This is a genomic window from Stenotrophomonas sp. STEN240, from assembly GCF_056756175.1.
In genome coordinates this window covers 26,392-46,487 of sequence record NZ_JBRRBO010000027.1, presented here as the reverse complement: position 1 = coordinate 46,487, position 20,096 = coordinate 26,392, and the positions used below count along the sequence as shown (strand labels likewise).

The window sequence follows — 20,096 nt, the reverse complement described above, 5'->3', positions numbered from 1 at the left end:
CGCCGCTCCTACAAACAGACGGCAGACCGGTTCGCAATCCTCGCAGCGCTGTCCCAGACCCGATGCCAGATCCCTGGCATCGGGCTTTTTTTGTGGGAGCGGCGTCAGCCGCGAAGCTGACGTTGCCAATCCCTCGTGCTGATGCCTTGTTTGCTTCGCGGCTTACGCCGCTCCCACAAACAACAAACAGCGGATTGCTACAAACAGCCTCAGCGCACTTCGAACTCGCCTACCAACACGGTGTCGGTGGCATCGTGCAGGCGCATGGTTACCGCCTTGTCCTGCTGCTGCGGCGTGCCCCAATGGGTACTCAGGCGCAGCATCAACGTTGCCGGGCCGGTGACCAGCTGCTGACGGCTGCCGAAGTAATTGGCCTCCACCTTGTAGATGCCGGGCTTGGCATCGCGCAGCGAGAACTGCTCCGGGCCGTAGCCGCCGGTGAAATCCTGCGACATCTGCCCACCTTGATAAGTCAGGCGATTGGCGTAGTAGGCGCGCTCACCATCGGGATCGGTGACCCACAGGTCCATGTCGCTGTTGTCGACATCCCAGGCCAGCACCACCCGCAGATCCAGCGGCATCGCCTTGCGCAGGCGCGGATCAACCTGCTTCGCATCCAGCGCCGAGCCACCGCGCGCCAGCAGATTGGTCAGCTCGTCGAGCGCGATCAAGGCAACGCCATCGAAGCGCCCATCCCATTGCCGCTGCACCACCTGATAGAGCGGATCAATCGCCTGCTGCGGGCGCCCTGCCGCCTCCAGCGCCAAGCCAAGGTCGCGGAAGCTCTGCGGCTCGTCATCGGCCATCGCCAGTACCTGCTCGAACACCGGCACCGCCAGCCCCGGCTGATCGGCCTGCATCAGGCGATAACCGAGCACCCGCAACAGATGGCGGTTGTCCAGTTCCATTTCGGCCAGGTTGGACAGCACCCGCAGCGCCAGTTCGCGCTGGCCGGCAGCCAGCAGCATATCGGCCACATCCAGGAAGAACGCACTGCTGTCGGCATTGGCGTCACGTTCGTCCAGATACCAGGCGTACAACTCGCCGGCAGGTGCCTTGCGCAGGCGCTGGGCTATTGGCGAGTCCGGCTCCCATGCGGCCAGCTTGATCTGTACCGCACCGGAGTTGACCGGCTCGTCGACGCCCGCCGCCGCAACAGCGCTATCGGCGACCCTGAACTGATCGGAGACCGCTGCCTCAGCCACCATTGCAGCCGCCGGGGCGGGTGCCGGTGGTGGCGCCATCGCCATTACCGGCGACGGGGGCGGCGCACTTGCACGCCGCGCCGTCTGGTTCGTCGTCTTTGCAACTTTCAACGCCGAGTCCTTCGGCCAACGCTTCGACCACCAGCTCTGCCGCTGCTGCCACTGTTCGGCCACCTGATCCAGATGGGTCCGTCGCGCCTCATCGCGGTCGGCGACCTGACGGGCGAAACGACGGTCATATTCAGCACGCAACCCAGCCGGCGGCCGGATCGCGTAACGCAGGTAATCCTCGATCGTATCCAGCACAAGCAGCGAACTGCCTTCACTGACCATGCCGAACTGCTGCGACAGCAACTGCATGGCCTCGCGATTGCCGCGCGGGTCCGCCGCCAGCTGCTGCAAGCGCGCCTGCGCCCACAGCCCTGCGACCAAACCGCCATCGGTATTGGCGGGACCGACACTCAGCTCCTGCCATTGCCCGCCATTGACGCGTACCCGCAACGCCGCTGGCGCAGCGTCAGTCCGCGCAGACAACCACAGCCAGCCCTGTTCCAGACTGCGACGATCAACCACCACATCGTGCAGGCCCGGGGCGGGTGCAACGTCCACCGTCGGCGGCACGGCCAACAAGCGACGAGCCGCCGCGCCCACCTCATCGGATTCCAGCTGCACCAGCGCGCCGCCACTGGCCTCGCTCCAGCCACGCAGGCGTGCCGTGTCGGCACCGGCCACGGCGCTGCTGATGGCAAACAGGCGCTGATCTGCCGCCAATGCCGGCAGCGTTGCTGGCCCCCAATTGCTCAAGCCATCACTGAACAACAGGTACTCGCCAAGCTCCGCCCTGGGCATCCACGCCGCCAGCGCGCTGGCGCCATCGTTGGGTGCCTGTTCCAGCACACGCCGCAAGGCGCTCCAATCACCCTTGCGAATGCTGAAACGACGCTCCGCTTCCGCTTTGTCGCGCAGAACCGTCAGCACCACGCTGCCCTCGCCCATCGCTGCGAAATAACGGTCCAGCAGCGCGAACTCACGTGCACGGTTGCGCGTGCCCGCCGAGCCGGAGGCGTCCCACAGCAGGCCGATCCGTGACGGCAGGCGGCGCAGAGCAGGCGCTGCCACCGGCAGCTGCGCCAGCAGATAGTGTTGGCCGTCGTAACGGGCAGCCTGCAAAGACGACTGCAACCGGGCAGGCAGCTGCCATTGCAGCTGTGCCGGCAATTGCCGGCCACTACCCTGCCAATCCAGGCCACCGGCCATCAAGCGGAAAGGCGCCTGGCCCAGCTTGTCGGCACCGGCCGCACGCAGTCGCAGGCTTACCTCGCCTGCCGTAGATGCGAACTGCAAGGGCAGCCGCCACTGCCAGCCCTGGCCGGTAAGCGGCATCGCTTCACGGATGGTCAGCTGTACCCGCCGGCTGCCACCTGCCGGCAAGGGATAGATGCGCAGCCGGAATTGGTTGCCGGCGGTCTGTTCCAGCAGCGCCGGGTCCTGGCCCTGCCGGGTGATCGCCTCGAACACCTGCCGGCCGCGTTCCTTCGGCACCGGCACCGCGTCCCGCAGTTGCCCGTCGATATCCAGGGCGAAGCCGCTGATCTGTTGGCCATCGGCCAGCGGAAACTGCAGCTCCCCCTCCATCACCCGCCGGTTGGGATTGTGGAAAACCAGCTCTATCCGGGTCTGGGCAATACCCGCCTGTACCTCGCCATCGATGCTCGCCTGTCGCAGCTCGATTGGCTGCTCGGCCTCGGAGACCGCAATAAGTACCGGCGGCCGGAGGATCTGCCTGCCCTGCTGCGCAACCGCTGGCGCCATTGCGCCCAGCAACATGCCCACCATCCAACACCGCCGCCAGTCAACCAGGCTCATCGCAGTACTCCGTCCAAGGGTTGGGACATCAAACGCGCCACCAGCCAAAACTGGGTTGGCGGTACGGCCCAGCAGCCAACCCGCCCCTGTGGTGGCAGTCCGCCTGGCACAAGCCCCTTCCCCTTGCCCGGCGCATTGTGCCGGGTTTCGACGACGGACAACCCCAGCCGCGCCGGCGCCCGCTCAGGCCTGGAGCGAGAGCTCCCCGTCCTCGCTCAGGCGCGACTTGAGCAGCGGCAGATAGCGCCGACTGCAGGCAACCGTCTTGCCGTCGGCCATATGCAGCAAGGCCTCGCCACCCTCAAGCGGTTCGATCGATACCAGATGCGCGAGGTTGATCAGCCAACTGCGGTGGACACGGATGAAGCAGGTGGCATCCAGCTTCAGCTCCAGCGCGGCCATGGTGATGCGCAGCGGATAGTCGTGGCCGCGCAAATGCAGATTGACGTAGTTGCCGGCGGCCTGCGCCCATTCGATGTCTGCCGTTGCGATCAGGAAGTCGCGGCCCAGCTTGCGTACCAGCAACCGCTCTGGGTGCTCGATCGGCTCCACCGGCGGGCCGGCGTCAGGCGCGGCCAGCAATTGCGCTTCGCCCTGCAGGCGCCTGCGCAGGAAACGGTAGCCGTCGATGCAGAACAGGATCGCCGCGTAGGTCCGCACATCCTTGAGGTATTCGTACACCAGCTCATCAAGCCAGGAGCCGATGTGATAACGCTCCCCTACAGCGGCATAGGCAAGCATTCTCAGTGCAAACATGGCCAGCACATGCAGCAGCGAGATCGGCACACTGGCCAATAGATACCAGGGCAGGCGCCGCCGCCAGTTGTCCAGATGCAGGGGCCAGCGACGGCTGAACCAGACGATCGCCGGTACCAGCAACAACAACCACACCAGCCCGCTGGAGAACTCCCAGACCCACGGCTCCCACCATTGCATGGAGGCGGCACCGGAGCGGTTGGCATCCATCCATGTGGTGATCGCGTTGCCACTGCAGTTGATCAACACCAGCAGCAACCAGAACAGCAACTCCAGGCTCCGCCGCCAGGCAGCGGAGCGAATCAACAGCGTGGGCGATGTGGCTTGGCTCATCGGCGCATTCTAGACGGCCTCGCCGCTGCAGCCCTCGCTCGCCATCCCCTGATCGCCTCCATTCGTCCCTGGACACCCGCAGGCCGGCCCTTCCGCTCCACGCCAGCTGCCCATCCCGGCTTGAATGGCGGTCTTCTCCATGCCTTGGACACGTAATGCACAGGCGCCACGATCTGGATTGGCTGCGGGTAATCGCCTTTGGTCTGTTGGTGCTCTACCACGTGGGCATGTACTACGTGAGCTGGGACTGGCACGTCAAAAGCCCGGCAGCGAGCATCACCCTGGAACCACTGATGCTGCTGACCTCGCCGTGGCGGATGTCATTGCTGTTTCTGATTTCCGGCGTCGCCACCGCTTTCATGTTTGAACACCGGCCTGACGGCCTGCTGCGACGCCGTTCCCGGCAGCTGTTGCTGCCCCTGCTGTTCGGAATGGCGGTGATCGTGCCACCGCAGGCCTATTACCAGGTGGTCGAACAACTGCCCGGCGGTTACAACGAATCGTACTGGGCGTTTTACGGCAAGTACCTCAGCGGCTACCACGGCTTCTGCGACAGCGATGGTTGCCTGCGCCTGCCCACCTGGAACCATCTCTGGTTCCTGCCGTATCTCTGGGCCTATACCGTACTGGCGTGGCTGCTGTGGCGGCTGCTGCCGGCAACTGCCCTGCACCGCCTGCGGCAGTGGGCCAGCACGGCCCTGCACGGCCGGGGCGCACTGCTTGTGCCGGTGCTGGTTCTGGCGGCCGCGCGCCTGCTGCTGGTCAACCGCTTCGAGCAGACCCATGCCCTGGTCGACGACTGGTACAACCACGCCCAGTACGGCAGCGTCTTTCTGATCGGGTTCCTGGCCGCGTTCAGCACTGGATTCTGGGCATCGCTGCAGCGCCTGCGCTGGCTGTCACTGGCCTTGGCCGGGCTTGGTTACGCCGCACTGATCCATGTCTGGTACTTCTCCGGCTACAACGATGCGCAACCGCCGCCGCTGGAGTTGCGGCTGGCACTGCGCATTGTCTGGGCGGTGGACCAATGGTGCGCGATCGCAGCACTGTTGGGCTTTGCCTACCGTTGGCGCAGCGCCGACAGCCCGCTGCTGCGCTACCTCACCCTGGCGGTGTTCCCGCTCTACATCCTGCACCAGAGCGTGATCGTGGTGCTGGCACACAAGCTCAAGCCCTTGCAGCTCGAACCCGGCATCGAGGCGCTGATACTGATCACCGCGACGTTTGCCTTGTGTCTGGCTGCCTATGCATTGATACGGCGCTGCGCGCCATTGCGGCCGCTGTTCGGATTGCCAGCGGCGGCACAGCCCGCCCGCACGGCAGCACGCCCGGTCAGCGACTAGCGACTAGTGCTGGGGCTGGCCTTGCTGCAGATGTGAACCGCAACCGGAACTTCCGGCTGCGGCGTACTGGCCGCGCTCAGCCGGCTTCGGCTTGCTGCTGGGCTACCAGCGGCCGCTCTGGCGCCGGCTTGCTGGGGAAGGCATGGCGCAGGATGCGCCACATCACCTGGCCGAACTGGCGCGGCAGCGAACCGGTGTTGTAGTGCTGGCCGTAGCGCGCGCAGATACCCTTCACCTCCACCGCCATCGCCGCATAGCGGTTGGCCGGGATATCCGGATAGAAGTGGTGCTCGATCTGATGGCTGAGGTTGCCGGTCATCACGTCCATCCACTTGCCGCCGGTCAGGTTGGACGAGCCACGCAGCTGGCGCAGATACCAATGGCCACGGCCTTCGTTGCGAATGGATTCTTTGGGGAAAGTCTCGGCATCGGCGGTGAAGTGACCGCAGAAGATCACTACATACGTCCACACATTGCGGATGATGTTGGCTGCCACATTGCCCAGCAGCACCGGCAGGAAGAACGGGCCAGCCAATGCCGGGAACAGCACGTAGTCCTTGAGAATCTGCAGCATTGCCTTTCGGCCGACCGGCCGCGCCTGCTTCCACAGCTGCTTGAGGGTCATCTTGCCAACCAGCACGCGGCCGATGCGCAGATCCTGTATGGCGATGCCCCACTCGAACAGCAGCGCGAACACCACCGCGACGAAGGGCTGGGCAAGGAAGAACGGGTGCCAGCGCTGCTCCGGGAAGATCCGCAACAGGCCGTAGCCGATGTCGTCATCCAGGCCGCGCACATTGGTATAGGTGTGGTGGCGGAAGTTGTGGGTCTTGCGCCAATTTTCAGAGGTGCCGGCAATATCCCATTCGTAGGTCTTGCCCTGCAGCTGCGGGTCGCCCATCCAGTCGTACTGGCCATGGATGATGTTGTGCGCCAGTTCCATGTTCTCCAGGATCTTGGACAGGCCAAGCAACAGCACGCCGGCAATCCATGCCGGCACCAGCACGCTGTGCACGAACGCCCCCAAGAACAGCAGTGCCCGCCCGGCAACACCGGTCCAGCGCACCGCAGCGACAATCCGCCGGATGTAGCGGGCATCACTGGCGCCTAGCAAGGCCTGGTGCCTTGCGCGCACGCCATCGAGTTCATCGCCAAAGGCCTGCAGTTCGGCAGGCGACAGCACGCGGTTGTGCACGGAGGACATGACTTACAACTCCAGGGTCAGATCGGTACTGGCGCTGTTGACGCACAGTTTGAGCGGAACGGAAGGCTCGCTGTCGTAATCGCCGGTCAGCGTATGCCGGGTGATGCCCGAGGTTTTCCCGCAGACGCAGGTATTGCAGATGCCCATGCGGCAGCCACTGGCCGGCTGGATGCCAGCCGCTTCCAGCGCCGGCAACAAGGCCACACCGCGCGCTACGGTCAGCGTGCGGCCGCTCTTGAGCAGCTGCACCTGCACACTGCCCTGCTCCACCTCGGCCAGTTGCGGGCTGCTGAATGCCTCGCTGTCGAATTGCGCAACCTGGGCCTGCAGGCGCGTACGCGCAGCATCGACAAAGCCGCCCGGGCCGCAGGCCAGCACATGCGCGCCGGCCAGCTCGCCGATATCGGAAAGATCGTAGTTGTCTATCCGCGCAGCCGGCGCAACGGCATCAGCGGTCACTGCCAGATGCAGGCGGAACGCAGGATGCTGCGCAGCGATGGCAAGGAACTCGTCGACAAAGCACAGCTGCTCGCGCTGACGCGCCCAGTAGATCAGGTCGACCGGCGTGCTCATGCCCTGACTGGCAAGCTGGCGCAGCAAGGCGCGCATCGGGGTAATGCCACTGCCTGCCGCCAGCAGCACCAGCCTTGGGAGCGGGCCTACCGGCAGCTGCATTTCGCCAAAGGCTTGGCCCAGCGTGAAGATGTCACCGATGGCCGCATCGTCAGCCAGATGCTGACTGAGCTTGCCACCGGCAATGCGCTTGACGGTGATTGCAAGGCGCCCGTTCTCCAGCAGGGTCGGGCTGTAACTGCGGGTAGTCAGGCGGCCGTCCAGCTCTACGGCCAGATTGACGTGCTGCCCCGCCTGCAGCCCACGGAAATGCCGGTTGGGCTGCAACTCAAGGGTTACCGCATCGGCGCTGGCACTGTGCCGCGCCAGCAGGCGCGCCAACGGCCGCCGCAGCGTCCACAGCGGATGCACCCGGGTAGCCCAGAAATCAAAGAAACCTTCACTCAGCCACGGGATCGGTGGTGGCGCGGTATTGCGGTAGACGGCACTCATGGCTGCACTATACGGCCGAGCATACAGCTGTGTATACACTTGTATATTCGCTGTACAGGCTATGATTCACGGACCTGACCGGCCAGAGCCTCATGACAGCACGCGACCAGCCCCTGCCCGCACACGATGACCTGCACCCCGCGCGCAAGGCCTCCATCTCGCGTGACGACCTGCTGGCCGCTGCGTTGTCGTTGATCGGCCCGCACCGCAGCGTGTCCACGCTCAGCCTGCGCGAGGTGGCGCGCGAAGCCGGCATCGCGCCCAATTCGTTCTATCGCCAGTTCCGTGACATGGACGAACTGACGGTGGCGCTGATCGATCTGGCCGGCCGTTCATTGCGCACCATCATCGGCCAGGCACGGCTGCGCGCAGCCGACAGCAACCGTGGCGTGATCCGGCTGTCGGTGGAAACCTTCATGGAGCAACTGCGCGCCGATGACCGTCTGATGCATGTGCTGCTGCGCGAAGGCACGGCCGGCTCGGATGCGTTCAAGCAGGCGGTGGACCGCGAGCTGGGCTATTTCGAAGAAGAACTGAAAGCCGACCTGGTGCGCTTGGCCGCGCTGGATGGCGCAACCCTGCATGAGCCGGCACTGGCCGCCAAGGCGATTACCCGCCTGGTGTTCGCCATGGGCGGCAGCGCGATCGACCTGCCCGAAGAGCGCGACCCGGAGTTGATCGAGGAAATGTCGCAGATGATCCGCATGATCATCACCGGCGCACGCGCGCTGGCACGGCATCCGGTCAGGGACTGAAGCTGCAGGCTGTTGTAGGAGCGGCGTGAGCCGCGAAGCTGGTGATCCGACCGATCACTCGGTATTCCTGCAACTTCATTGGCATTAGCTTCGCGGCTTACGCCGCTCCCACAATGGCCTATCGGTGACGGTTCTGCCGAGCATGGATCGGCACTACCGTTGCAGGCATTGGCGGTAGCGCGTGTCCACGCGGTTGGCGAACCATTCGGTGGTCAGTTCTCGGGTGATCTTGGGGCTGTCCAGGCGGATACCCGGTATAACCGCGCGTGGCAGCGCCGTGCCTGCACGCGCATCAGCCAACGCAAACACCTGCGAATGCAGGGCGCTGTCACTGAACTCCAAACGGTCGGCCTGCGCAAGCGCGCGGCGGATCTGACGCTCATCCAAGCCCAACTGCGGCGCGAGACTGCGCACCGCGCGCTCGGTCTGGCTTGGCTTGTCGATTGGCGCATCCGGCACCAGTAGATCGCCATCCAATGCCAGCGGCGCCCCGGTCAAGCGGACAACCGCGGCCTGGAATGCGGCGTTGCGGCTGGCATAGCGGCCTGCGTTGTAATCGGCGAAACGATGCACCTTCTGCGTGTACGGCGTCTGGTATCCGAGCAGGTGAGCGGTTCCGAAATACACACCACCGCGACGGGTAAAAACTTCATCACGAATGCTGCGCGTCACCGGATACGGGTAGTCCTGCGCGTTGGCCTGCGCAAACGCGATGCCGACCTGCATCGCGCCGCCGGTCTGCACGGGATTCTTGCCGGCAAACAGGCGTTGCCCCATCGGTACGCGGCCGATGATTTCCTCGTAAAGTTCACTGAGGTCACGCTCACTGCGTACCCGCGCCAGCCGCTCCGCATAACTGCGGCCATCGCTGGCTTTCATTTTCAAACCTGTGTCCACCAGCAGTTTGGGCACATGCAACGCGGCAGCGCGGCGGTCTATCTCGCCCCTGGCAATACGCGGCAGATCCGGCACCTCCGGATTGGCACGGTAACCGGATTCCTGCTCGATCACCGCCAGCACCGCGCAGATGTTTTCCGGGTTGGCGGGCAGGTGCTGCGCAGCCAGCGCCGTCTGGATATCGGCCGCCCAGCCGGCGCGCTCACCCACCCGGGTCGGAATGCGGCGCTCGATATCTGCCCGCACCACATCCGCAGCAGGGCCGACAGGTGCAGTGGGCACGCTGGCGCAGCCGACCAACAGCGCGAAACCTGCGCCAGCCATCAACAGACGCTGCCACACCATCATTCCTGTACCACCCATGCCCGTACCCCGCACCGTCTCACCGATGCGCGACCCTAGCGCGTCCGCGCTTGCCACGAAAGCACGACCGCCGTTCAGCGTGGCACACTGCGCGCACGAACTACCGGAGCTGCAACGGAATGCCAACGCCCCGCCCTCGCCGCCATCGGCTGCTGAGCTGCATCGTCGCCTGCCTGTTGTTGACGGCCTGCGGCGAGAAAACCGAACAACAACAGCTGGACGCTCTGCGCGACAGCTTCACCTACAAGCGCTACCGGCAGGTCTCGCACAAGGGATTGCCCGCCGCCTATGCTACCTGGGCGCTGAGCAGCCAATTGACCAATGGGAAGCCGGTACCGCCACTCACGCAGGGCAACGAATGCCTGGCGCACGTCCTGCTCGGCTACAGCGCACTGACCGCGAACCGCGGCACCCTGGCCATCGCCGAGGCCGACATCGTTGATGCCCTGCCGGCCTGCCGCGACCTGGATCAGGTCAGTGCGGCACTGCGCTCGGTAGCATTCCAGCGCCTTGAGTGGCCGCAACTGGCGCGCGGACAAAGTGAACTGGCAACCTACGGCGGCCCGCGCAGCAGTGCCGTCAATGCCGAGCAGGCGCTGGTGCAAGCCCTCGTCATCCATGCCGTGCTCGGCTACGCCGCGCTGGCGGACAAGGACGCGGCGCGCGCCCAGGTACACGTGGAAGCCATCGCGCTGATTTTGGAACTGCCGTGGCTGATCGAGCTAAGCAACGCCGGACTGGCAATCCAGCAGGGCGATCTGCGGCAGGGCCTGGTGGCACTGAAGCGGCTGTCCAATGATCCGCACGTCCCGGCCGAGGTGCGCGACTATCTGCAGCAGGTGATCGGCGAGATCGAAGCCGAGACCGGCAGCGTCGACTCTTCCCTTTGGGCTGCCCGCGTGTTCGCGATGATCGTGTGGCGCGAAGCACGCCTGCATGGCCCGCAGAGCATGCGCAGTCTTATCGGTTTCGTCGACCAGCAGAACGGCAAGCTTGGGCAGATGACCGAAGAGGGCAAGGGCATGCTCGCCGGTTGGTGGGACAGCGCCCGCAACCTGCTGCGCAGTGAAAATCCACCCGCCAGGGATTGAACCCAGCCACCCTTGCTATTGCACCACTTTCGACTGGAGCCTCGGTAGTGGCCTGCATGTCCGGCGCAGCCTGAGTGCACACGGAGAAAATCCGCCGCCGGCAACGGCTTGAACAACGCCGGCCGCCTGTCATCCGACCGGCGGGCCGTTGTACCGCGCCGACTGCGTTCTCAACTGCCAGCCGGCCCACGCCCCGGGCTCGGCTTTGGGTTAGGCTGGCCGCCCAGCCCAAACCGGTTCAATACACTTGAAAACGGTCCACGCCACCCGCTATATCACCCCGCTGCGAGAAGGTGGTTCACTGCCAGCAGTGATCGAGGCCGATGACGATGGCATGTATGTCATCAAGTTCCGTGGCGCAGGCCAAGGCCCCAAGGCCTTGATCGCCGAGCTGGTGGTCGGCCGGCTTGCTCAGGTGCTTGGGTTGCCAATGCCGGACATCGCACTAGTCGAACTGGACCGTGAGTTCGCCCGCACCGAACCGGATCCCGAGATCCAGGATCTGATCCGCGCCAGCGAAGGCATCAACCTTGGCAGTGACTACCTGCCAGGCGCGCTCAATTACGACCCGGCCGCGATGCAGCCCGATGCCGAGCTGGCCTCGCGCATCGCCTGGTTTGATGCCTACACCAGCAATGTGGACCGCACCGCGCGCAACCCGAACCTGATGGTCTGGCACCGCAAGCTCTACCTGATCGACCACGGCGCCGCGCTGTATTTCCACCACGATTGGGAGAGCGCCGGCGAAGCCTGTGGCAAACCCTTTGTGCTGATCCGTGATCACGTGCTGCTGCCATTCGCCAGCCGCATCGCCGAGGCTGACGCAGCCCTGGCCCCCTTGCTGACCGATGCGGTCATCGACGGTATCGTCGCGCAGATCCCTGAAAGCTGGCTGCAGAGCGAGCCCAGCTTCAGCGATGTCGATGCCTATCGTTCGGCGTATGCCAGCTATCTGAAGCGCCGCCTGCAGTTGCGCGATTCCTTCGTACAGGAGGCGGTCCGTGCCCACGCTGCATACCTATGACTACGCTGTCATCCGCGTTGTACCGCGGGTGGAGCGCGAGGAATTCATCAACGTTGGCGTGATCGTCTCCTGCCCCAGCGCCGCTTACCTGCAGGCTGCCATCGAAATCGATGCCGCACGCCTGCAGGCGTTTGCACCGCAACTGGACCAGGCCGCCGTGCAGCCATGGCTGGATGCCATCGTCGCGATCTGCCAGGGAGAGCCCGGCGCAGGCCCCATCGCACAGCTGCCACCACGCGCACGCTTCCACTTCCTCACCGCCAAGCGCAGCTCGGTGGTGCAGACCTCGGTCACCCACGTAGGCCGCACCAGCAACCCGGCCGGCCTGGTCGAGCACCTGCTCGAGCGCATGGTGCGCACGCCGCGCTGAGCCGTCGCCAGCCAATAGACGTCCGTAGAGCGGAGCCATGCTCCGCTGCGGCCTTACCGGCAGTGCCGAGCCATGCTCGGCAGAGGCTTGACTGGCAATGCCCTTGCCGAGCATGGCTCGGCACTACAGGGATGCACACGACAGAATAAAGCCGGGCAACTCTCGGCTTTGTTCATCCTTTCGGTGCGAGATCTAACGTGCCGGACTGTCCCAATGCGTTGACAACTGACTGCGAACCGGTTGCCGCGCTGAGTTGCTCTCGGTGGGATCAAAACGCATGGCCTTCACTGCATTGAGTGCCCATTCGGAGCTGGCTCCAGTCGGTTTCGCCTCTATCACCTCGACATCCTTGGTTCGACCACGTTTGGTTACCGTGTAGGCAACGGTAACTTCCTCCGCAAACGCTACCTTGCCATGGTTTGCCGGCATCCGGGGATGGAACTCCCCTCCACCGGGAGTCCAGAGCTTCAGGGCTTCGGAGGGAGCGAGCTGCAACGGCTCAGCATTCCCTGCAATGACCGACGGACTGACAGTAACCGCGACAACAAGCAGCATCAAACCCGTCATCTTTGAGAGCATGATCATTCCCTGAATGAGCCTAAGGTTGTTGCACTCTAGTAGCGGGCGCAGGCTGCTGCAAGTTGCACCGCCATATGCAGGCAGCAGCTTTCGTGGACAGCCAGAGTGGCTGCAGTATCAGTCCAGATCGGCCAGCTCCTTCGCCGCATCACGCAAGGTGAACTTCTGCACCTTGCCGGTGGCCGTGCGCGGCAAGGGGCCGAATACGAAGCGCCGCGGTACCTTGAAGCCCGCCAGATGCTGGCGGCAATGGGCGAGCGCATCTTCGCTGGCCAGTTCCAGGGTTTCCTTCAACTCGATGAAGGCACAAGGCGTTTCGCCCCACTTCGGATCCGGCTTGGCCACTACCGCCGCCGCCAGCACGGCGGGATGGCGGCACAGCACATCTTCCAGCTCAAGCGAGGAGATGTTTTCGCCGCCGGAAATGATCACATCCTTGGAGCGATCACGGATCTTGACCGCACCATTGGCATAGACCACCGCCAGATCACCGGTATGGAACCAGCCACCCGCAAATGCCTCGGCCGTGGCACGCGGATTCTTCAGGTAACCCTGCATGGTGATGTTGCCGCGGAACATGATCTCGCCAACGCTCTCGCCGTCCCAAGGCACCGGTTGCAGAGTCTCGGGATCCAGCACCTGCATGTCCTCCTGCAGCAGACAGGCCACGCCTTGGCGGCTGTTGAGTTCGGCGCGCTCGGCAATAGGCAGCTGCGCCCAATCGGGCTGCGGCTGGCAGATCGAGGCCGGGCCATACACTTCGGTCAGCCCATAGACGTGGGTGATTTCCACGCCCATACGCTCCATTTCTTCGAGCACCGCGGCCGGTGGCGCGGCACCGGCGACCTGGCCCTTGACGCCGACCAAGCCCTGCTTGCTGTCCTCTGGCGCGGCAGCAAGTGCCGCATGAATCACCGGCGCACCACAGTAATGGCTGACCGCGTGCTCACGCATCAACTCCAGCACCTGCTTGCGATCGAAGCGGCGCAGGCAGACTTGGGTGCCGGCTACTGCCGCCATCGTCCACGGGAAACACCAGCCGTTGCAGTGAAACATCGGCAGCGTCCACAGATACACGGGGTGTTGTGGCATGCCCCAGTCGATGATGTTGGCCACCGCATTCAAGTAGGCGCCGCGATGGTGATAAACCACGCCCTTCGGATCACCGGTGGTGCCCGAGGTGTAGTTCAGGGTGATCGCATCCCATTCGTCGGCCGGCAATTCGAATGCGAACTCCGGGTCGCCGGATGCAAGCAAGGCCTCGTACTCGATCTGGCCGAGAAACGCGCCTTCCTCGATCTCCACATCATCGACATCGATGACCTGTGGCGGGTGCGCGCACAGCGCCAGCGCCCGCTCCATCAAAGGCGCGAATTCCCGGTCACTGAATACGATTCTGGCTTCGCCGTGATCGAGCATGAAAGCCAGGGTCTGTGCATCCAACCGCGTGTTGAGCGTATTCAACACCGCGCCAAGCATCGCCGGGCCGTAGTGCAGCTCGATCATCGCCGGGGTATTTGGCAGCAGCGCCGCAACGGTATCGCCCTTGCCAATGCCCATGCGCTTTAACGCCGATGCCAACCGGCGGCAACGCTGGTAAACCTGCGCCCAATCCAGACGGCGTTCACCGTGGATGACAGCCAGCCGTTGCGGATGCACGGTGGCTGCTTTGCGCAGAAAACTCAGTGGCGACAATGCGGTGTAGTTGGCCTGGTTGCGACCAAGATCCTGGTACATCTGGGGCCTCTCCCTCTCCAAGGATGTTACCGGTAGAGAGTCGGTCAGCCGGGAGGGAATGTCGCTGCGACATTAGTCGCAGGGGCTTTATTTGGATTGGGTTGCTTGGGTTCGCTTGTTTGGGATCGCTAGTCAGGAGCTTCCCCTCACCCCAACCCCTCTCCTGCACGCGGGAGAGGGGCTCAGTCCGCTTCGTCGGGCGGTGTAACTAGCCCCTCTCCCGGAAGCGGGAGATGGGTTCGGATCGCTTCGTCTCGCGGTGCACTAGCCCCTCTCCCGCGTGCGGGAGAGGGGTTGGGGTGAGGGCAGGCTTTCAGCGCATGAACTCAAAACCCCAGACAAAAAAAGCGCCGGCATGCCGGCGCTTTTCCATAACTGAAACCCTGAGGAAATCAGGCCTCCGGAACTGCCGGGGTCTGCACTTCCACAGCAGCGGCGCCATCGCCCTCCAGTACCTCATCCTCCGCCTCAAGCGATGCATCCAGGCGTTCAACCGCCTGCAGCTTCTCGCCCTTGGACAGACGGATCAGGGTAACGCCCTGGGTGTTGCGGCCGACGCGGGAGATTTCCGAACCGCGCGTGCGCACCAGGGTGCCGCCGTCGGAGATCAACAACACCTCATCGCCAGTACCCAGCAATACCGCGCTGACCAGCTTGCCGTTGCGTTCGCTGGTCTGGATGCCGATCACGCCCTGCGTGCCACGCCCCTTGCGCGGATAGTCCGCCAGCGGTGTGCGCTTGCCGTAGCCGTTCTCGGTCGCGGTGAGGATGTACTGCACGCCAGCATCGTCGGCAACATCGATGATCTCGCCGCTGTCCGCTGCCACTTCCTCAACAACAGTGTTCTCGTCTTCGTTCTCGTCTTCGACGCCACCGGCACTTTCGGCAACGATCAGGCTGACAACCTGCTCACCCTTGGGCATCTTGATGCCGCGCACACCGGTAGCAGTACGGCCCATCGAGCGGACCTTGTCTTCACCGAAACGCACGGTCTTGCCGTTGGAGGCGAACAGCACGATGTCACGCTCACCATCGGTCAGGCCAACGCCGACCAGCGCGTCGCCGTCATCCAGGTTGATGGCGATCTTGCCGCGTGCCAGACGGAACGCGAACTCGCTGAGCGGGGTCTTCTTGACCGTGCCGTTGCGGGTGGCGAAGAACACGAAGTGGTTTTCGTCGTATTCGCGCACCGGCAGCACGGCCTGCACACGCTCGCCGTTTTCCAGCGCGATCCAGTTGATGATCGGCCGGCCGCGGGCATTGGACCCGGCTTCCGGCAGCTGATGCACCGGCAGCCAGAACACCTTGCCCGAGCTGGTGAAGGTCAACAACGTGTCATGCGTATTGACCAGCCACAACTGCTCGATGAAATCCTCGTCCTTGGTCGCAGCGGCACTGCGGCCACGGCCACCACGACGCTGTGCGCGGTAGGCACTGACCGGCTGGCGCTTGACGTAACCGGCGCGCGACAGCGTCACCACCACGTCTTCCGGCGCGATCAGGTCGAGGATGTCCAGATCTTCTTCGCTGTGGCGGATTTCAGTACGACGTGCATCGCCGAACTCGGCACGCACGCTTTCCAGTTCCTCGCGAATGACCTGCAGCAGCACATCCGGGTTTTCCAGAATGCGGATCAGGCCTGCGATGACTTCCAGCAGCTGCTTGTACTCTTCGGTCAGCCTGTCCTGCTCCAGCCCGGTCAGGCGGTGCAGGCGCATTTCCAGAATCTGCGTGGCCTGCACTTCGCTGAGCTGGTAATGGCCGTCGACCAGGCCAATAGCCTTGGGCAGGTCTTCCGGGCGCGACGCCTCGGCACCGGCGGCACCCAGCAGCGCACCCACCAGACCCGGCTCCCATACCTTGGAGAGCATGCGCTCCTTGGCTTCAGCCGGGTTGGCCGAGGTCTTGATCAACTCGATCATTTCATCGATGTTGGCCAAGGCAACCGTCAGGCCTTCCAACACGTGCGCACGCGCACGCGCCTTGCGCAGTTCAAAGATGGTGCGACGGGTGACAACCTCACGGCGGTGGCGGATGAACGCCTCCAGCATTTCCTTGAGGTTCAACAGCTTCGGCCGGCCATCGACCAGCGCCACCATGTTGATGCCGAACACCGACTCCATCTGGGTCTGCTGGTACAGGTTGTTGAGCACAACCTCGGCCGACTCGCCACGCTTGATTTCGATGTAGATGCGCATGCCGTCCTTGTCGGACTCATCGCGCAGCTCGCTGATGCCTTCGAGCTTCTTTTCCTTGACCAGCTCGGCGATCTTTTCGATCAACCGCGCCTTGTTCACCTGGTACGGAATCTCGGTGACGATGATCGATTCACGACCATTGTCAGCCACTTCGATATCAGCCTTGGCACGGATGCGCACACGGCCACGACCGGTGCGGTAGCCGGCGATGATGCCGGCGGTGCCATTGATGATGCCGGCGGTGGGGAAATCCGGGCCCGGGATGTACTCCATCAAGCCGTCGACGTCGATCGACGGATCGTCGATCAGCGCGATGCAGGCATTGATGGATTCAGTGAGATTGTGCGGCGGAATATTGGTCGCCATGCCCACCGCGATACCGGCCGAACCATTGACCAGCAGGTTCGGGAACCGGGTCGGCATGACCGTCGGCTCCAGTTCCTTTTCGTCGTAGTTGGGCTGGAAATCGACAGTTTCCTTGTCGATATCGGCCATCAGTTCATGCGTGAGGCGCGACATGCGTGCCTCGGTGTAACGCATTGCTGCTGCCGAGTCGCCGTCGACCGAACCGAAGTTACCTTGGCCGTCCACCAGCATGTAGCGCAGCGAGAATGGCTGCGCCAAACGCACCAGCGCGTCGTAGACCGACTGATCGCCGTGCGGGTGGTATTTACCGATCACGTCACCGACGATACGCGCCGACTTGAAGTACGCCTTGTTGCTGTGAGCGCCCAGCTCATTCATCGCAAACAGGACGCGGCGATGTACTGGCTTGAGGCCATCGCGAGCATCGGGGAGTGCGCGGCCAACGATCACGCTCATGGCGTAATCGAGATAGCTCTTGCGCATCTCGTCTTCCAGGTTGACCTGGATGATTTCCTTGGCGTTTTCTGCCATTCGGGTTCCGTTGTCAGGTAGCGATCCTGTCCGACGACAGCACCTTGACGGGCCACCTTGCCGGAAACTCGGATCAACCTGCGGAGTTTATCACAAAGGGCGGTTTTTCGCCGCCAATTAAGGGCGTTTTACCGGAAGAAATCAGGAACTTAGGGTTGGCCGACAGGTAGAGCCGGGCCGTGCTCGGCTGGGGCATTCCCGGGAAGGCCTCTGCCGAGCATGGTTCGGCACTACGCTGCACCTGTAGAGCAGAGCCATGCTGCGCTGGGTCTGGCCAATGCGGCTTGTGGGAGCGGCGTCAGCCGCGAAGCCACCTGGCCATCAGATCCCGGCAACACAGGTTTCAAGCACCACCAGCTTCGCGGCTTACGCCGCTCCTACACGCAGCCGCGGCGGGTCGATGCGGGGCTGGGAAGCCCTTGCCGAGCATGGCTCGGCACTACCTGCTGCGCTGGCTGATTTGGCGGGTAAGCCGCTGCCGAGGATGGCTCGGCATTACCTCAGTCCGCGAAGGCGGCGGCCATGGTTGCCAGGTCCGGCTTCAGGATCACGCCGCGCTCGGTGACGATGGCGTCGATCAGCTCGCCCGGGGTCACGTCGAACACCGGGTTCCAGGCGGCAATGCCCTCGGCGACGGTGCGCGCGCCGCCAACGCCGAACAGTTCGCCCGGGTCACGCTGCTCGATCTCGATCTCGTCGCCATGCGCCGTGCCCATATCCACGGTCGAGGACGGCGCCACCACCATGAACTTGACGCCATGATGGCGGGCGGCGATAGCCAGCTGGTAGGTGCCAATCTTGTTGGCGGTATCACCATTGGCGCAAATGCGATCAGCACCGACGATCACCCACTGCACCGCGCCGGTCTTCATCAGGTGTGCGGCTGCAGAATCGGCGATCAAGGTCGCGTCGATGCCGTCCTGCTGCAGCTCCCAAACGGTAAGGCGGGCGCCCTGCAACCAGGGCCGGGTCTCGCCGGCAAACACGCGGCCGATCCGTTCCTGCGCGACGCCAGCGCGTATCACGCCCAAAGCGGTGCCGAAGCCTGCGGTGGCCAACGAGCCGGTATTGCAATGGGTCATTACGCCACTGCCCGGCGCGATCAAGGCCGCACCCAAGGCACCCATATGGCGATTGGCAGCCAGGTCCTCATCGGAGATTGCCTGCGCTTCCAGCCCTGCCACCTGCTTCCAGTCCGCACCGGCCACCGCCAAGGCACGGCGCATGCGCGCCAGCGCCCAAGCCAGGTTGACCGCGGTAGGACGCGAGGCGTTGAGCCGCTCCAGCGCCGGCGCCAGCAGCTGCAATGCGGCAGCACCGTCGGCGGCCTGCAGCTCGCGCGCAGCCAGCACCACGCCCCACGCGGCCGCGATACCGATGGCCGGCGCACCGCGCACGGTCAAGGCATGGATGGCTTCTGCGACCGCGTCGCTGTCGTGGCACAGCACGTGCTCGACGATAAACGGCAGCTTGCGCTGATCCAGCAGCTCCAAGGCATCGCCGGTCCAGCGGATCGGACGGATATGGTCGTAACGGGCGTAGTCAATGGCAGGGGTATCGTTCATGCGCCCATTGTAATCGGCAGCGCAAAGCGCGGATCAAGCCACCCGTATCAATCGGCGGAAAATTCGCCGCGGCAGCCCTTGTCCACCCAGATGCCATTGCGGTCCCAGCCCCAGCTGTCGCCCTCGCGGCAAGCGGCGCTGGACAACTGTTCGACCAGGGTGACCCGACGCGTGACGCTGACACCACATTCGCGGCGCAGCTCGCCCTTGGACTCGCAGATCACCTTGCGCGGTATGTCGACAAAGCCCGAGCCATCCTCGGCACCGACTTCGAACTGCCCCTGGCAGCCCCGGCTGACCCAGATTTCCCTGTTGCTATAGCCCCAGCTGCGTCCTTCCCTGCACGGCAGCACCGACTGCTGCCGCAACAGCCGCACCGGCGCGCCACGCAGCACAACCGGGCAGACCTCCATCCGCCCCCTGGACTCACAGCGCACCACCCGCCGGGTGGTACGGGTAACCGGCCGCGGACGGGCGAACTCGGCCCGGCAGCCCTGGCTCACCCACACCGCGCCCTCTTCCGTGCCCCAACTGGTCTCACGAATGCAGTCGCGCTTGGAAAGTTGCCTGACCAGCTGAACTCCGCCGCTGGTATCGATGGGACAAAACGCCCGCTGCTGGTCTTCCGATTCGCAACGCACAACCTGCCTGTCCGCCGCTTTGTTCGCAGACTCCTGGGCCGACAGCAACGCCGGCGCCAGCAACAGCAGCAAGCCGCAAACCCGCTTCATCAGACACACCCCACTTGGGTCATGATGGCTTCCGGTAGTGAACACACTGCCTGATCCGCTGTTAGCAACGCATCATCATCGTCAAGCCGATCCTACAGGTCCATGAGCAAAGATGGG

15 protein-coding genes are annotated in these 20,096 nt (G+C 64.0%); 5 read left to right on the top strand and 10 right to left on the bottom strand.

Annotation, left to right across the window (positions count from 1 at the left end; genetic code table 11):
• Positions 1–209 precede the first annotated feature (209 nt).
• Both ACVOKO_RS12755 and ACVOKO_RS12750 read right to left on the bottom strand, forming a co-directional pair.
• Positions 210–3,071, bottom strand: a complete 2,862-nt coding sequence (locus ACVOKO_RS12755) for a VIT domain-containing protein (RefSeq protein ID WP_430980772.1) — start codon at positions 3,069–3,071, stop codon at positions 210–212.
• 183 nt (positions 3,072–3,254) lie between these two features.
• A complete protein-coding gene (locus ACVOKO_RS12750; protein WP_346499283.1) occupies positions 3,255–4,160 on the bottom strand; it encodes a LytTR family DNA-binding domain-containing protein in 906 nt (301 codons plus the stop codon).
• Positions 4,161–4,315: 155 nt separating this feature from the next.
• Here ACVOKO_RS12750 and ACVOKO_RS12745 point away from each other — a divergent pair, with 155 nt between their 5' ends.
• A complete protein-coding gene (locus tag ACVOKO_RS12745; protein ID WP_346499282.1) occupies positions 4,316–5,503 on the top strand; it encodes an acyltransferase family protein in 1,188 nt (395 codons plus the stop codon).
• Between the two features lie 76 nt (positions 5,504–5,579).
• On the opposite strand, the gene ACVOKO_RS12740 is transcribed toward ACVOKO_RS12745, so the two are convergent.
• Together ACVOKO_RS12740 and ACVOKO_RS12735 are read right to left on the bottom strand one after the other, a co-directional pair.
• A complete protein-coding gene (locus tag ACVOKO_RS12740; protein ID WP_346499281.1) occupies positions 5,580–6,707 on the bottom strand; it encodes a fatty acid desaturase family protein in 1,128 nt (375 codons plus the stop codon).
• A 3-nt stretch (positions 6,708–6,710) separates the two neighbouring features.
• Positions 6,711–7,772: a ferredoxin reductase gene (locus tag ACVOKO_RS12735; protein ID WP_346499280.1), complete on the bottom strand. Its 1,062-nt coding sequence runs from the start codon at positions 7,770–7,772 to the stop codon at positions 6,711–6,713.
• A gap of 92 nt (positions 7,773–7,864) precedes the next feature.
• Between ACVOKO_RS12735 and fabR the strand changes: the two genes are divergently transcribed.
• A complete protein-coding gene (gene fabR / locus ACVOKO_RS12730; RefSeq protein ID WP_346499279.1) occupies positions 7,865–8,527 on the top strand; it encodes an HTH-type transcriptional repressor FabR in 663 nt (220 codons plus the stop codon).
• A 153-nt stretch (positions 8,528–8,680) separates the two neighbouring features.
• Here the strand turns inward: fabR and ACVOKO_RS12725 are convergent, their stop codons facing one another.
• The gene (locus tag ACVOKO_RS12725; protein WP_346499278.1) at positions 8,681–9,787 is read right to left on the bottom strand and encodes a DUF1615 domain-containing protein; all 1,107 of its coding nucleotides are present in this window, start codon (positions 9,785–9,787) and stop codon (positions 8,681–8,683) included.
• 119 nt (positions 9,788–9,906) lie between these two features.
• Here ACVOKO_RS12725 and ACVOKO_RS12720 point away from each other — a divergent pair, with 119 nt between their 5' ends.
• The 3 genes from ACVOKO_RS12720 to ACVOKO_RS12710 all read left to right on the top strand — a co-directional run bounded on the left by ACVOKO_RS12720 (position 9,907) and on the right by ACVOKO_RS12710 (position 12,272).
• On the top strand, positions 9,907–10,878 hold the full coding sequence (locus ACVOKO_RS12720; RefSeq protein ID WP_346499277.1) for a hypothetical protein: 972 nt from the start codon (positions 9,907–9,909) through the stop codon (positions 10,876–10,878).
• Between the two features lie 247 nt (positions 10,879–11,125).
• Positions 11,126–11,902, top strand: coding sequence for a HipA family kinase (locus ACVOKO_RS12715; RefSeq protein WP_346499276.1), 777 nt, complete (start codon positions 11,126–11,128; stop codon positions 11,900–11,902).
• Positions 11,880–12,272, top strand: a complete 393-nt coding sequence (locus tag ACVOKO_RS12710) for a DUF3037 domain-containing protein (RefSeq protein WP_346499275.1) — start codon at positions 11,880–11,882, stop codon at positions 12,270–12,272. Before ACVOKO_RS12715 ends, ACVOKO_RS12710 begins: the two co-directional genes overlap by 23 nt.
• A 192-nt stretch (positions 12,273–12,464) precedes the next feature.
• Here the strand turns inward: ACVOKO_RS12710 and ACVOKO_RS12705 are convergent, their stop codons facing one another.
• The 5 genes from ACVOKO_RS12705 to ACVOKO_RS12685 form a co-directional block, all read right to left on the bottom strand.
• Positions 12,465–12,857, bottom strand: a complete 393-nt coding sequence (locus ACVOKO_RS12705; protein WP_346499274.1) for an energy transducer TonB — start codon at positions 12,855–12,857, stop codon at positions 12,465–12,467.
• A 111-nt stretch (positions 12,858–12,968) separates the two neighbouring features.
• Entirely contained in the window at positions 12,969–14,588 is a 1,620-nt protein-coding gene (locus ACVOKO_RS12700) for an acyl-CoA synthetase (protein WP_346499273.1), read from the bottom strand.
• 392 nt (positions 14,589–14,980) lie between these two features.
• On the bottom strand, positions 14,981–17,683 hold the full coding sequence (gene gyrA, locus ACVOKO_RS12695; RefSeq protein ID WP_346499272.1) for a DNA gyrase subunit A: 2,703 nt from the start codon (positions 17,681–17,683) through the stop codon (positions 14,981–14,983).
• Positions 17,684–18,183: 500 nt separating this feature from the next.
• Entirely contained in the window at positions 18,184–19,248 is a 1,065-nt protein-coding gene (gene mtnA, locus ACVOKO_RS12690) for an S-methyl-5-thioribose-1-phosphate isomerase (RefSeq protein WP_346499271.1), read from the bottom strand.
• A 47-nt stretch (positions 19,249–19,295) separates the two neighbouring features.
• Complete coding sequence (locus ACVOKO_RS12685; protein ID WP_346499269.1) at positions 19,296–19,979, bottom strand: DUF3011 domain-containing protein; 684 nt, start codon at positions 19,977–19,979, stop codon at positions 19,296–19,298.
• Positions 19,980–20,096 lie beyond the last annotated feature (117 nt).